General features: G+C 38.8%; 13 protein-coding genes. 9 read left to right on the forward strand and 4 right to left on the reverse strand.

Going from position 1 to position 15,044, the window contains the following annotated elements; all coding sequences use genetic code 11:
• Positions 1–34: 34 nt before the first annotated feature.
• The 3 genes from K322_RS0102745 to K322_RS0102755 all read left to right on the forward strand — a co-directional run bounded on the left by K322_RS0102745 (position 35) and on the right by K322_RS0102755 (position 3,307).
• Positions 35–1,846, forward strand: coding sequence for an AMP-dependent synthetase/ligase (locus K322_RS0102745; protein WP_026625496.1), 1,812 nt, complete (start codon positions 35–37; stop codon positions 1,844–1,846).
• 38 nt (positions 1,847–1,884) lie between these two features.
• A complete protein-coding gene (gene hemW, locus K322_RS0102750) occupies positions 1,885–3,015 on the forward strand; it encodes a radical SAM family heme chaperone HemW (RefSeq protein WP_026625497.1) in 1,131 nt (376 codons plus the stop codon).
• A gap of 76 nt (positions 3,016–3,091) precedes the next feature.
• On the forward strand, positions 3,092–3,307 hold the full coding sequence (locus K322_RS0102755) for a hypothetical protein (RefSeq protein ID WP_134437213.1): 216 nt from the start codon (positions 3,092–3,094) through the stop codon (positions 3,305–3,307).
• A gap of 12 nt (positions 3,308–3,319) precedes the next feature.
• On the opposite strand, the gene K322_RS0102760 is transcribed toward K322_RS0102755, so the two are convergent.
• Both K322_RS0102760 and K322_RS0102765 read right to left on the reverse strand, forming a co-directional pair.
• Complete coding sequence (locus K322_RS0102760) at positions 3,320–4,024, reverse strand: 16S rRNA (uracil(1498)-N(3))-methyltransferase (protein WP_026625499.1); 705 nt, start codon at positions 4,022–4,024, stop codon at positions 3,320–3,322.
• A 118-nt stretch (positions 4,025–4,142) separates the two neighbouring features.
• The gene (locus K322_RS0102765) at positions 4,143–4,748 is read right to left on the reverse strand and encodes a bifunctional nuclease family protein (protein WP_026625500.1); all 606 of its coding nucleotides are present in this window, start codon (positions 4,746–4,748) and stop codon (positions 4,143–4,145) included.
• A 611-nt stretch (positions 4,749–5,359) separates the two neighbouring features.
• On the opposite strand from K322_RS0102765, the gene K322_RS18385 reads away from it, so the two are divergent.
• From K322_RS18385 to K322_RS0102780, 3 genes are all read left to right on the forward strand, one after another.
• Positions 5,360–5,791, forward strand: coding sequence for a GtrA family protein (locus K322_RS18385; protein WP_026625501.1), 432 nt, complete (start codon positions 5,360–5,362; stop codon positions 5,789–5,791).
• A gap of 115 nt (positions 5,792–5,906) precedes the next feature.
• On the forward strand, positions 5,907–7,106 hold the full coding sequence (gene coaBC / locus K322_RS0102775; protein WP_026625502.1) for a bifunctional phosphopantothenoylcysteine decarboxylase/phosphopantothenate--cysteine ligase CoaBC: 1,200 nt from the start codon (positions 5,907–5,909) through the stop codon (positions 7,104–7,106).
• Between the two features lie 82 nt (positions 7,107–7,188).
• Positions 7,189–8,889, forward strand: coding sequence for a peptidoglycan DD-metalloendopeptidase family protein (locus tag K322_RS0102780; RefSeq protein ID WP_026625503.1), 1,701 nt, complete (start codon positions 7,189–7,191; stop codon positions 8,887–8,889).
• 10 nt (positions 8,890–8,899) lie between these two features.
• On the opposite strand, the gene K322_RS0102785 is transcribed toward K322_RS0102780, so the two are convergent.
• Positions 8,900–9,817, reverse strand: coding sequence for a LysR family transcriptional regulator (locus K322_RS0102785; protein ID WP_026625504.1), 918 nt, complete (start codon positions 9,815–9,817; stop codon positions 8,900–8,902).
• Between the two features lie 214 nt (positions 9,818–10,031).
• Here K322_RS0102785 and K322_RS0102790 point away from each other — a divergent pair, with 214 nt between their 5' ends.
• The 3 genes from K322_RS0102790 (at position 10,032) to K322_RS0102800 (ending at position 12,358) form a co-directional block, all read left to right on the forward strand.
• Entirely contained in the window at positions 10,032–10,685 is a 654-nt protein-coding gene (locus tag K322_RS0102790) for a YceI family protein (protein ID WP_026625505.1), read from the forward strand.
• A gap of 97 nt (positions 10,686–10,782) precedes the next feature.
• The gene (gene ygiD, locus K322_RS0102795; protein ID WP_026625506.1) at positions 10,783–11,616 is read left to right on the forward strand and encodes a 4,5-DOPA-extradiol-dioxygenase; all 834 of its coding nucleotides are present in this window, start codon (positions 10,783–10,785) and stop codon (positions 11,614–11,616) included.
• A 25-nt stretch (positions 11,617–11,641) separates the two neighbouring features.
• On the forward strand, positions 11,642–12,358 hold the full coding sequence (locus tag K322_RS0102800; RefSeq protein WP_026625507.1) for a pirin family protein: 717 nt from the start codon (positions 11,642–11,644) through the stop codon (positions 12,356–12,358).
• Between the two features lie 92 nt (positions 12,359–12,450).
• Here the strand turns inward: K322_RS0102800 and pbpC are convergent, their stop codons facing one another.
• Entirely contained in the window at positions 12,451–14,820 is a 2,370-nt protein-coding gene (gene pbpC, locus K322_RS0102805; RefSeq protein WP_026625508.1) for a penicillin-binding protein 1C, read from the reverse strand.
• Positions 14,821–15,044 lie beyond the last annotated feature (224 nt).

The raw sequence follows: 15,044 nt of genomic DNA on the forward strand, positions 1-15,044 counted from the left end.
CTTTGTCATCTGATACCATTAGTAAAAAATAGAAATGAGTTACTATCATCTTGCCGAGCTGGTACATAAGCGTGCAGCAAAATACAAATCGAGAACTGTATTGAAGTATCGAGATAACGACCAGAAGAAATGGTTGAATATTTCATGGAACCGCCTCTCTGACTATGTTATGAAAACGGCATGGGCTATGGCAGAGATAGGTATAGAAACGCAAGAGAATATCGGTATATATTCTCAGAATATGTATCAATACATATTTACCGATTTCGGAGCTTATGCAAACCGTGCAGCAACTGTACCTATATATGCAACAGCATCACCTCTGCAGGTCGAATATATCGTTCACGATGCACAGATACGCACTCTGTTTGTAGGTGAACAGTTTCAGTATAACAATGCTTATAAGGTACAACAACATAGTGCAGTACTAAAACGCCTGATAATTTTTGATCCGAAAGTCAAAAAGCATCCGGAGGATACAACCTCTATCTATTTCGATGATTTTATCGCATCGGGCGAAAATTCCGATTCGATGGTAAAAGTATCAGTCAGGCTCAAATCGATCCGTGAGACCGATACCGCCTGTATCATTTATACATCAGGTACAACAGGAGAACCCAAAGGTGTAGTACTGCTGCATTCTTCGTTTCTCGAAGTGTTCAGAATACATGACGAACGGCTGCCCAAACTATCGAGTAAAGACCTTTCGATGAATTTTCTTCCTTTGGCTCATATTTTCGAAAAAGCGTGGACTTATTACACCTTGCACAAGGGTATGACTATAGCTATAAATACCGATGCCAAAGAAATTCAGAAATCCATTAAACAGGTACGGCCTACACTTATGTGCAGTGTCCCCCGTTTCTGGGAAAAAGTATATCAGGGGGTAAACGAAAAGATAGACAGTTCTAAAGGTATTATGCGCTGGCTTTATACCGATTCTATAAAAACCGGTAAAAGATATAATCTCGATTATAAGAATGAAGGCAAAAGAGCTCCGCTGGGTACACGCCTGAAATTTACGTTTTACAACAATACTATTTTCCGTATACTAAAAATGGTTATCGGAATCGAAAAAGGGGTATTGTTTCCTTGTGCTGGTTCCCCATTGTCCGATCAGATCAATATATTTTTGCAATCGGTAAATATCCCAATCATTATCGGATATGGGCTTACCGAAACAACTGCAACTGTAACATGTTACCCCGATCGTAACTTTATCATTCACTCGGTTGGAACCGTTATGCCCGGATTGGAAGTTAAAATTGATCCTGCGAACAATGAAATTCTGGTAAAAGGGCGTACTGTAATGAAAGAATATTACAAGAAGCCGGAAGAGACAGCCAAAGTATTTACTGAAGACGGATTTTTCCGTACGGGAGATGCAGGTGAGCTATTAGCTGATAATACGATTGTATTGACAGAACGGATCAAAGACCTGTTCAAAACATCAAATGGTAAATACATCGCACCTCAGGCTATCGAAACATTGATCGCCAATGACAAGTTCATAGATATGATCTCGATTATCGGAGATGATGTTAAGTTTGTGAGTGCACTTGTAGTTCCCGACTATGATGCTGTTGAAAAATGGGCTAAAGAACATGATATTGTATATTCGACAAGAGAAGAATTACTAAAAGACAAAATTGTTATTTCGATGATATCCACCCGCATAGAAATGCAACAGGCTCCTTTGGCTCCTTACGAAAAAGTAAAGAGATTTACTCTTCTGCCCGAGCCATTTACAATGGAAAGCGGCGAATTAACAAATACGCTGAAAATCAAACGTAAGGTAGTTGCCGAACGTTACAAAGACATTATCAACAAAATGTACGAAGACTAAGGTCTCTTGCCTTTTGTTTAACATTCTATCATATCCGAATGGCTGGTATATATATACATGTTCCCTTTTGTAAAACGAGATGCATTTACTGCGATTTTTACACACGAACCAGCATGGAACAAAAAACGCCTTTTGTATCAGCTATTTGCAAAGAACTGGTATTACGCAGCAACTATATAGGAGGCGAATCTGTCGGCACTATTTATTTCGGAGGAGGGACACCGTCTCAATTATCGAAGGCTGATTTTAAGGCTATTTTCAGTACTATATATGAAACCTACAGAGTCGATAACGATGCCGAAATCACACTGGAAGCAAATCCGGATGATCTGAATGAGAAGTATTTGGATATGCTCCGTTCGATAGGTTTCAACAGACTGAGCATGGGTGTACAAAGCTTTGACGATAAACAATTACAGTTTCTTAACCGGCGTCATTCGGCTCAAAAAGCTCTCGATGCAGTAAGGATGAGTAAACAGGCAGGCTTTTCGAATATAAGTATAGATCTTATGTACGGGTTACCTGATCTCACATTGGAGATATGGAATAAGACCCTCGATACTGCAATGAATTTAGACATACAGCACATATCGTCATACCATCTTATTTACGAACAAGGTACAAAGCTATACAGGCTCCTTCAGAAAGGAAATGTCAAATCTGTAGAAGAAGAATTGAGCGTCGAAATGTTCTCAACCCTGATTAGAAGACTTCAAGAGAATAGTTTTATCCATTATGAGATATCAAATTTCGGTAAAGAAGGATATTTCTCCCGACACAACAGTTCATACTGGCTGGGAACAAAATATCTGGGAACAGGTCCATCGGCTCACTCCTATAATAAGAAAAACCGATGCTGGAATATATCTTCCATATCAAAATACATTCAGGGTATCGAAGATAATGATCCTCAGATAGAAATTGAAGACCTGGACATCCGAACCAGATACAACGACTTTATACTTACAGGAATGCGCACAATGTGGGGAATCAGTAAATCGGAGTTGAAAAGTCTATTCGGTGAGAAATATGCCTCATATTGTGATCAGAACATAGCCCGTCATTTAAAGAGCGGTGATGTATATACAGATGAAGACCGTTATAAAATAAGCCGTCAGGGAATATTCGTTTCGGACTCTATAATGAGCGACCTGATGTATATCGACTAATTTTAAGGTCTCAGACCTGTTCGTTTAATATACAAAATCATTAAATGCTTACTGTTACTAATATATGAACAAAAACATGGAAGAAAAGGTTAAGACTGAGAAGGACAAGGAATTATTGCAACCTATGATAGATGCCTTTATTGCCAGCGCACGTCATACACTTGAGTACAATGTGATAAAGTATTCGATGAAACGTTACGAGTCGTTTTTCTGCATAAAGTCTTATTACAGGAAAAAGTTGTATAAAGCTATTCTTGATTTAAGGGAGTTCAATAAACAAAATCCTAAATAGCACTCTAATCTATTAACCATTTATTACCTGTATTGTATTACATGCAACCAACGCTGCAGTTTCTGTTCTCAAGCGACTGTTCCCTAAAGAGATCGGTTCAAAACCATTATCAAGTGCCAATTGGACTTCTTTCTCACTGAAATCACCTTCGGGACCTATCAGTATCAGGACATTCCCACCGTGAGTATAAGCATCTTTCAATAGCTTCTTTTCCTGAGGATAGCAATGAGCTATGAATTTCTGCCCATCGAACGGCTGCCGTATAAAATCGGCTAAAGCTGTCATTTCATCTAATTGGGGGACGAACGACTTCTGAGATTGTTTCATTGCCGAAATGAGGATTTTCTCTATTCGGGGCAACTTTATCTCTTTCCTTTCCGAATAACGACACAACAATGGAGAGAACCTGTCAATGCCAATTTCAGTTGCTTTTTCGGCAAACCATTCTACCCGATCCATGTTCTTAGTAGGAGCAAAAGCAATATGCAGATTATTAGACCATGGTTTAGGTTCATCTATGGTGTTGATTATATTAACAACACAGTGTTTCTGATGCGCCTCTATTATTTCGGCATCAAAGAAATGCCCTTTTCCGTCAGCTATATATATAGTATCTCCTTCTTTCTTTCTCAGCACACGTATGCAATGAGCTGATTCTTCCTGAGGCAGTGTCTGATCCGAGAGAATATCGGGAGCAAAGAATATCGTTTTATCCATTTAAGTAATAGTAGATATTAATGTCGTATTTAAAGTAAAACAAGCCGTAGCTGTTATGTTTTGAAGGACAAATAACACTCGACGATACGGATGCGAGTCAATAAAAAGGTCTGAGACCTTAGTGTTTTTTTGCTCGTTTTTCCAATTCGTCACGAAGCACCGATGCGAGTTCATAGTCTTCATGTTCAATGGCATCATCAAGCATCGACTGTAGCTCTTCCTGATTAAGTAAAGCATACGAATCGGTATAATTGGCTGTTGTATCACCTGCCGTAAACATATCTTTGGATGCCGCTTCTTCGTCTCCTTCTGTGAAAACAACAGCTAAATCCCTCATGATTTCATCAGTTGTGTATATCTTCGACTTACTTCGCAGAGCGATACCTATAGCATCTGATGTTCTGGATTCTACTGTTACAGTCTTGTCTCCCTGTTTAAAATACAGTTGGGAATAAAATACTCCGTTTTCGTATTTATAGATAAGAACTTCCTCAAGTTTAATATCGAAACTGTTCATAAAAGAGTAAAACAGGTCGTGAGTCAACGGACGGGGAGGTTCGGTATTTTGCAGTTTAAAGGCAATAGATTGTGCTTCGGGTGTACCGACAACAATCATCAGACGGCGCACACCTCCTTCTTCTGCCAAAACAAGACCATATGTACCCGATTGTGTTTGATTAAACGAGAAACCTAAAACTGACAATTTGATCTTTTTATCCTCCACTCTGCTTGACTTTTTTGAACGTTCTTTATCTTCTGAATACATCTAACGACTCTAACCAATTTACTCTTTTGCAAAAAAACAGCCAATCCTATTTATAAGTTCAATAGCACTATTTAAATGCACCTTATTAATTAATCCGAAATTATAGCTAAGATTTTATCTATGCTAAAAGAGTTCTTTAAATGGCTGAACTATATTAATAGCTGATTATTGTTAATTGATTTAGAATCAACTACAGAATACTTTCTGTTATTTAGTAACTGTTTAAATTTACCAAACGATGTATCACAATTACGATTCATTTCTTTTTCGTTTATTTTTAGGCTCTTTTTGCCTGAATTTTTATCTTTTCTCAACTCAAACAGCCCGCTGTTATCGTATCGAAAAAAATAAAAATCGTTCCAAAAATATCTCTAAAATCCAAACGAGCTAAATTTAAACAGTTACTTAATTATTCAAAAATAAGTATTTTTACTGTGTCAATAAAGCTTTGAGCTATTTTTTAGCAACTTTTCGTAAAGAAAGTCAAATCTTCAAAAGAATAAAGAATTATCTTTGCCGACTCAAGGTCCCCGTACCTAAATATGCTTAGTATTACATAAAAACAAATAATGAAGCAATCGTACAAGGAATTTCTTAAATACGGAATAGTCGGCGTTATTGGTCTTGGAGTCGAATGGCTCAGTTTTTTCTTTTTCCGCGACTATCTGGGCATTAACTACATAGTATCTCACATATTAAGCTGTGTGCTTGCAATCATTAATAACTTTTTTCTGAATAGTTATTTTACATTCAATGCCACCGACAAAATATTCAAAAGAGGTCTCTCTTTTTTCGGTATAGCAGGAGTCGGCATTGTTGTAAGTACAATACTTCTGCCAATATTGGTCAGAATATATAACATCGGGCTTGAACAAACCGACCTGATAGAAATTAGTCAAAAAACAGTTCAAAGTACTGCTAAACTGTCTTGTACTGCAATAGTTGCCTTTTTGCAATTCTTCTTTAACAAGTATTATACATTCAAAAAGAAAGATCAATAAGTTAGGTATCAATCCTTTTTGCTAATTTTGCTTGTAAGACAATATCCACGATACAATAAGGAAGATTATATTGTCTTATATTCATATTGATTCTAAAAAAACTCAAACATAAACCATGACTTTCAAAGGTAAACATATAGTTTTAGGCATCACCGGAAGCATTGCTGCTTACAAAGCGGCATCTTTAGCCAGATTATTTGTCAAAGAAGGCGCAGAAGTACAGATTATAATGACACCTGCCGGAAAAGAGTTCATTACCCCTGTTACCCTTTCGGCATTAACAGGAAAGCCTGTTATCAGCGAATTCTTCGGAGCTAATGACGGAACATGGCACAGTCATGTTGATCTGGGTTTATGGTCTGACTTTATGCTAATAGCACCCGCTACAGCTTCAACCTTAGGTAAAATGGCTAACGGGATAGCAGACAATATGCTTATCACAACTTATATGTCAATGAAAGCTCCGGTATTCATTGCTCCGGCAATGGACTTGGATATGTTTGCACACCCTTCTACTAAACGTAATTTGTCTCTTCTCGAATCATGCGGAAATCATATTATAGAACCGGCATCCGGCGAATTGGCAAGTCATCTGATTGGAAAAGGACGGATGGAAGAACCCGAAAAAATTGTAGAATATATAAGGAATTACTTTTCGAAAAAGGAAAGTCTTTCAAAAAAAAAAATACTGATAACGGCAGGTCCGACCTATGAAAAGCTCGACCCTGTAAGGTTTATCGGAAACTATTCTTCGGGAAAAATGGGATTCTCTCTTGCCGAAGAATGTGCGGAAAGAGGTGCTGAAGTTATCCTTATCGCAGGCCCTGTATCTTTAAAGACCATTCACCCGAATATTAAACGTATTGATGTTGAATCGGCCGACCAAATGTATCAGGCTGCATTAAGTGAATTTTCCGATTGTGACACCGCTATCCTTTGCGCAGCCGTAGCAGATTACAGGCCTAAAGAACAAGCGGGTACTAAGATTAAACGAACCGACGATGAGGGAATAACCCTCGAACTGGTTGCCAATAAAGATATAGCGGCGGCTCTGGGTAAACAGAAAAAAAACTCTCAAACTCTTATCGGATTTGCTCTCGAAACAAATAACGAAGAGCAAAATGCCCTAAGAAAGATTGAAAAGAAAAATCTGGATTATATCGTACTAAATTCTCTGCAGGATAAAGGAGCCGGATTTCAGCATGACACCAATAAGATTGCTATAATTGATAAAAACGGCAATCGAAAAGACTTTGTTCTAAAGGACAAAAGAAGTGTAGCAAGGGATATACTTGACGAAACGATAGATAAGTAAATGTAAGTAAGTCTCTTTTCTCTTACTTATAATAACTCTGTATAATCCGATTTAGAAGATTATACACAAAAACTATTTTATAATGAACAGACTAGCAACGACACTCATTATATCTTTATTCAGTTTAAGTTCTTTTGCTCAAGACTATGGCAGCCCGCTGGGCATACCGTTATTATTGAGTGCCAATTGCGGAGAACTCAGAAACAATCATTTTCACTCTGGAATTGATATAAAAACCCAAGGAGTTGAAGGAAAAGAAGTATATTCTGTTTCCGACGGATTCGTATCCAGAGTTTCGGTTTCTCCGTCCGGATACGGGCTGGCTTTATATATCGACCACCCTAACGGACAAACATCAGTGTACGGGCACCTCAGTAAATTCAACCAACAGATAAGCGACTTTGTAAAGACCCAGCAATATTCGCAGGAAAGCTACAGGGTTGATCTGAAACTGAAATCGAACCAGATAAAAGTCAAAAAAGGAGACCTGATTGCTTATTCAGGCAATACAGGAGGATCAGGAGGACCCCATCTTCATTTCGAAATACGAGATACAAAATCTGAACAGATATTAGATCCCCTTCCTTACTTTAAGAATATGATAGGGGACGAAGTATCTCCCGAAGTCAGGGGAATAGCGGCATATCCTGTTCCGGGACGAGGGGTTATCAACGGTTCTTACCTTCCGCTTCGCCAGTCCGTCTCGAAATTAAAGAGCGGAGAATACACCAGTCTGCGAGATACAATCGAGGCATGGGGTTATATCGGACTAGGTATAAAGGCATATGACAGAATGAGTTCTACAGCAAACATCTATGGAGTTAAGTCCATCAGCATGAAAGTAGATAATACGGAAGCTTTCTCTTACGATATTATACGATTTCCATTTGACCAAACCCGTATGATTAATACATTTACGGACTTTGCCGATTGGAGACTCAACAAATCATTTTACATGTATTCATTCATCGAGCCGGGAAATGCTTTGCCATTCTACAAATCGAAGAATAGCGGTTATCTCAATATCAATGAAGAACGTCCTTATAATATCGAATATACCTTACAGGATGTATATGGAAATACAACATCGTATACATTCTCTATAATGGGCAAAAAGCAAGATATTCCCCGCCCATCGGGATGTTCGTTGGTTATGGTATGGGATCAGGACAATAAATATATAAGTGATGCCTTTTCACTGCTTGTAAATAAGGGTAATCTATATAACGATGTCTGTTTCACGTTGTCTCAAAGCAGTTCCGACAGTTATTTCTCGGATATCTTCACTGTCAATCAATCGCCCGTACCATTACATAAATCAGGAGAAGTTAGGATCAAACTAACATCCGATCCACTAAGTAATAAAAATCAATATGGAATAGTACAATTGATAGGAAACCGAAGATCATGGATCGGCGGGAAATATTACAATGGTACTGTTTCGGGAAATATACGGGAATTTGGTATGCGGCTGACAGTCTCGTCCGATACACAATCCCCTACTATCGCTCCGGTAATTGCTAAAACTTCAAAGAAAAGGAAGAGTACTCCTCAACCAATTAATTCGATTAAGCTCCGTATCACAGACAACCTTAGTGGAGTTACATCTGTCAGAGGAACTATAGACGGTAAGTTTGCGTTATTTGAGAACGACATTAAGTCTCCTGTTTATACTTATACCTTCGATCCTGACAGATTATCCAAAGGCTCACACACTTTAACGGTTGTGGCAACTGATGCCTGTGGAAATTCGACAGAATACACAAGTGAGTTCACATATTGAGTAAAAGCTTTTACATAATATCAAGATACTCTTCCATACTTTGTTTTATAAAACCTCGAACCTCATTAACAAGATGGGGCTCTAGCTTTTCCTGATTATATCCTAGATAAAGGCTGTTTGTAGTGGGGACAATTCCTTTCCAGACTACTTTAACCTGTTTATTCTTCAGAGCCTCTCCACCTATCAGATCGGAAGATACGGCAAAACCTCCACTTGTAGCAACTGCGCGTAAAATGGAGATATTGTCAGGTATAGCAGCACTCAACTTCAGAATGGGGCGTTTCAAAAAATTACTCCTCCAAAATCGTCTCACTAAAGGGAGGTTAGTATCATAAGCATACCAGATTTGTTTCCTCAACCATCTTTCAGCTTTAGCAAGGTCATTTTCGGCAATATACAGATCAATTTCTGTTGTATCGAATGCAGGATTACAAACAATCATAAAAGATTCTGAATATAAATATTCATATGTGAGATTATCTTGGGTCTTATCCTGTTTTGTTATAAATGCAATATCCAATTCTCCGCTTCTTAGCTTCGCTATCAGGTCTGTAGCTAAACCATACTCTACTATAAGATGTGATTTTACAAGATGCATATTTTTCGACAGATAAGAATAAAACACTTCTGAGGGTACTCCCAATCTGATAGTCGGTTCTTTACGGATACTTGATTTTTTGAATTCAACCTCTACACGCTCCAGATTATCGATAGACTCTACGATCTGTGTATATAAGAGTTTTCCGTATTCGGTCGGAACCATTTTCCGTGGAAGCCGGATAAAAAGAGCATGACCAATATAACTCTCTAAAGAAGAAAGTTGTACACTTGCATTCGGTTGAGAAATCATTAATTCGGCTGATGCTTTTGTTAATGTACCATGCTGATATATTGCTTTAAACGTCCGATACCATTCCAGATTGACCATAAGCTTATATTAAGTAACTGTAAATATTTATGTTGCATTTTTCAGGCAGAATTAATAGACACAATCAAACTCCGAAAAGCCACAATAAAGCCTGAAATATTAGCACAGAGTGCAAATCTATAAATTTTTGAATAGATTTCTATAAAAACATCTATTTTGATAATAGATTTCAGCACCTTACCTTTGTATCAAGAAAATTAAAACATAGACAATTATGAAAACTTATTTATTTGCATTATCAGTTTTATTATTTGCTGTTTCTTGCGGCAACAATCCTAAGAATAAAATAGAAGGAACAGATTCTCAAGCTGTAGCAACAGGAGAAGGTGAAAAACTAATAGTTGATACTCAGGCTTCATCCATTAAATGGGTAGGTTCAAAACCCGGAGGAGACCATCACGGAACTATCGGTATTAAAGAAGGTAGTCTGGCTATTAATGGAGAAAATGTTGCTTCAGGAGCATTCGTTATAGACATGAACGCTATCAAAGATGAAGATCTTACAGATGCAAAAATGAATGATATGCTTGTAAACCACCTTAAGAGTGCCGACTTTTTCGATGTAGCCACATATCCTGAAAGCAGTTTTGCTATAACTAAAGTAGAAGCTGTTGCCGGAAATGATTCGATTACCCATACAATAAGCGGAAATCTGAAAATGAAAGATGTAGATAAGAACATTACATTCGGTGCTAAGATTACTAAAGAAGGAGATGTATACAAAGCAGTAACTGTTCCGTTCACTATTGATCGTACCCAATGGAACGTAAAATACGGATCAAAGAGTTTATTTGCTGAATTGAAGGATAATATAGTAAACGATAATATCGAATTACAAATAACTATTGTTGCTAAAGCCACAAAATAAGGTTAGGACTAAGAGTAAGAAGGTTGAATAGAGTGTCTGACGGCTTTGGCAATACAAATAGTCAAAGCCGTTTTTATATCAAAGAAAGGAGGTTTATATGAACCTGAAAGATTTACATAAGCAATTATTGTACCTCGAAGATACCCCATTGATGCCTGTTATCTTTGTTGGACATGGTACACCAATGAATGCTATCGAAGACAATGAGTTCTCTTACAAATGGCATGAACTGGGAGCTTCGATCCCTTATCCGCAAGCTATACTCTGTGTATCGGCTCACTGGGAAACACGAGGTACATATATCACTGCCATGCAAAGCCCGAAGACAATACATGACTTCTACGGATTTCCCCGAGAACTATTCGCTCAACAATATCCGGCTAAAGGTTTACCGGAACTTGCCAGCGATTTAGCCAATAACAGCTTACCGTTTTCAATCGAAACAGATTATGAGTGGGGCCTGGATCATGGAAGCTGGAGTGTGCTTAAACACTTCTATCCTAAAGCAGAAATACCCGTATTGCAGTTAAGTATCGATTATACCAAGCCGTTGAGCTATCATGTTGAATTGGCTAAAGAACTGAACTTCCTGCGCAGAAAGGGGGTGCTAATAGTCGGGAGCGGTAATATGATACATAACCTGCGTATGGTAACGCCTAAAAACGGAGACTTCAATATTGAATACGGATACGATTGGGCAATAGAACTAAACGAAAAATTTAAGTCCCGGATTTATGATCGGGATATTAACTCGCTGACAAATTACAAGTCGTTAGATAGTGCCGTTAATTTGGCAATACCATCATTGGAACATTACATTCCCCTATTGTACACTTTAGCATTACAAGACAAGGACGATCAGATAACTGTATTCAATGATAAAATTGTCGCAGGATCGCTATCAATGACATCAATCATAATTGGACAATAATACATAAACAACAGGAGGTTATTTTATGAAAACAACTTTATATAGATCAGAAACAAGAGGACATGAGCGACACGGATGGCTCGATGCCCGGCATACTTTCAGTTTTGCAAACTATTACGATCCCAACCGGATTCATTTCGGAGCACTTAGAGTACTGAATGATGATATCATCGAAGGAGGTAAAGGATTCGGCACTCATGGACACGACAATATGGAAATTATAACCATACCTCTCGAAGGCAACCTACACCATCAGGATAGTCTTGGTCATGGCGGAGTTATAAAGACCGGTGATGTACAGGTTATGAGTGCAGGATCGGGAATCAAACACAGCGAGTATAACGGAGAAAACGAACAGACTCTGAACTTATTCCAGATATGGGTATTCCCAAACAAAAAGAATGTACAACCTCGATACGAGCAGAAAACGCTGGATTTCTGGAATAAGAAGAACAAACTCCACGAGATAGTGACTCCTACCGCAAGCGAGCATGCTTTATGGATACATCAGGATGCATGGTTCTCGATCGGAGAGTTCGACAACAATAAAGGCGAGTCATATACATTAAAATCAGACAAAAACGGCGTCTTTGTTATGGTAATAGAAGGTTCATTCAATGTATCGGGAATAGACCTTAACCGTAGAGACGGATTAGGAATATCCGATGTAGATAAACTTGAGATCAAATCATTATCCGACAATGCCCGTATTTTACTCATGGAAGTACCTATGCAAATATAAGGTAAGGTAAATCACTCATACTTTTTTCTAGCTAAATAGTAATTGTGTTTTGACTGAGGAGCGGCTTCTTTTTAGTAAGAAGTTGCTCCTTTTCATTTAACAGAAAAATTGATCGACAGAGAATTTCCATTTTCATCAACAACTGTCAGTCGGTGATTTCCGGCAGAAGGAGCCAGTTCCTGTTTATGAAAGTTCTGCGTTTCGCCAACATAAGTTTCATCCAGATGCCAAAAGACTTTCGATCTAGGGTCACGGTGAGCCAGTTCAAATATAATATGCCCATTACGGCCGTCAAGCTGCTTGGGAATACTTACCACAGCATTGGCTGTAGGATATATAAATTCCATCACCTTAGTATTGTCGGCAGACTGACATTCCGGAGAAAAAGGTGGTAATGATCTGTAAGACGGATGATGCTCTTTATAGAACCATTCCCACGAAGCAGGCAATACAAACCACGACGTCTGCACAATTCCCCTTTCTCCCGCACAATCTTCATAGACCCGATACTGATGATCTTCCGAAACATTTACTCTTATGTGATAAGAACAAACAGCAGCCTCTGCACCTTTCTTTGTCGTCCAAATAGTATCGATCGATGATTCGGGGCAATTAACTCCGGCAAGCAATCCGCTCTCTTTGCAAACTTCTGTTCTGACCATATCCGTTGTAGGAGCAGGAAACCATCGGGATGCAGGCAGGGCATTGAATATATCAAACATCACCATCCCTGCAGTTCGTGCCCCTGTCAAGCCCGGACGTCCTTCTCCATCGGAATTTCCGACCCATACACCTACTGCATATTTAGGATTCACTCCTACTGCCCAGCCGTCACGAAAGCCAAAACTCGTGCCCGTTTTCCATGCTATTTTCTGAATAGAAGGAATCGACCGCCAATCAATTTCTTCGGGACGGTTGAGATTTGTCAAAGCATCAAAGGTCAGCCAGATAGCCCCTGCCCCGAACATAGGACGGGTAATGCGCTCTTCCGGCTTGTTATTATCTTGGTCATATACATATGATACTGCTCTGCGTTTCCAATATCGTCTATCGCTATTGTAGTCATTCAATGCCTGCGCCATGTGCGTATACATCGATACAATATCCCAAAGTTTACCTTCGGCTCCTCCCAGAATAAGAGATAATCCGTAATTATCGGGGGACCGGGATAAGGTTGACATACCTGCATCTTTCAACAAATTATAGAATTTAGGAACTCCATATTTACGCAGAGATATCACAAAAGGAATATTCAACGAACGCGCCAAAGCCTCGGATGCGGGTACCGCTCCATCATAGTTCAAACTAAAGTTTTTAGGGGTAAATCCGTTTATATTGATCGGAATATCCGCCAACAACTGATTCGGCAGTAATTGCCCGTTATCCAGCATCGCACAATACAAAAAAGGCTTGAGTATACTTCCTGTACTGCGGGGAGCCTGCAATATATCAACCTGATTGGCAGATATACTCTTATCGAAATGTACATTGCCGCAATATGCAACCACTTCGTTTTTTTCGACATTAACAACCACTGCTGCTATATTTTTAATCTCATTCTGGGCAAATTCGGCATTCCAGCGAGCCAGGATATTTTCGATAAGCAATTGCTGCTGTTTGTCAATTGTAGTGCGCACTTGCCGCCCTCCTTGCTCCATATATATTTTGGTAACCAAATGAGGAGCCACTACCGGTAAAGCATACGGTTCAAAAGGTAAAGGCTCCGACACAGCGAGCTCGTAATCGGTTTTATCCAGAATATTCTTATCGTGAAGCTTTTTGAGCAGGTTATTCCTTTTAGTTAACAATTTGGCTCTGTTCCGCCCGAAGTGCATCATTGCCGGAGAGTTAGGCAATACAGCTAATGTCGCAGCCTCAGCCCATGACAATGTGGAAGATTGATGCCCGAAATAGCGCCACGAAGCAGCCTCTATACCAACCACATTCCCTCCCATCGGAGCATGAGAAGCATATAAGTTAATAATCTCGTCTTTAGAATAAGAAAACTCCAAACGGGTGGCCATTATCATTTCGATGAACTTTTCGCCGAATGTCCGGTTCTCTTTTCGGGAAAGCCTTATTGTCTGCATCGTGATGGTACTGGCTCCGCTTACAATCCTCTTTTGACTCAGGTTTTGTTTAACAGCTCTGAATATTGACACAGGATTAATCCCCCAGTGATATCCGAAATACTGATCTTCAAATTCAACCAAACAGGTTTTGTATTTATCAGGAACGGAATCTACCGTAGGAAAACGCCATTGCTGATCATCGGCAATACGCGCCCCCAACAATTCACCATTTCGGTCAGAAACAACCGTACTGTATGGCACATCAAACAATGGAGAAGGCAGACAAAAGATATACCAAACCAATAATATCAGAATTACAGGTATTGCAATGCGATATTTAAGTTTAGCTGTCTTATATTTATCAAACCATTTTCTAATAAATTGTATCATAGCCGATATTCAAGATCAGTAATAAACTAGTTTTTTACCCTAAAAGGTTACAAAGGTAACATGCCTTTTGCACATTTTGTCATTGTCACTTTATCCCTTATTATCTCATTTTCACATTGGCGTATTTGCTCATTCTTACCTTATAGATAAAAAATTCTAAAAATGAATCTGCACCCATACGAATAAAAAAACGGGTAAATGACTTCACCTACCCGCAAATTATA

The organism is Indolivaga capnocytophagoides DSM 22835 (assembly GCF_000426485.1).
GTDB classification, from domain to species: domain Bacteria; phylum Bacteroidota; class Bacteroidia; order Bacteroidales; family Dysgonomonadaceae; genus Dysgonomonas_A; species Dysgonomonas_A capnocytophagoides.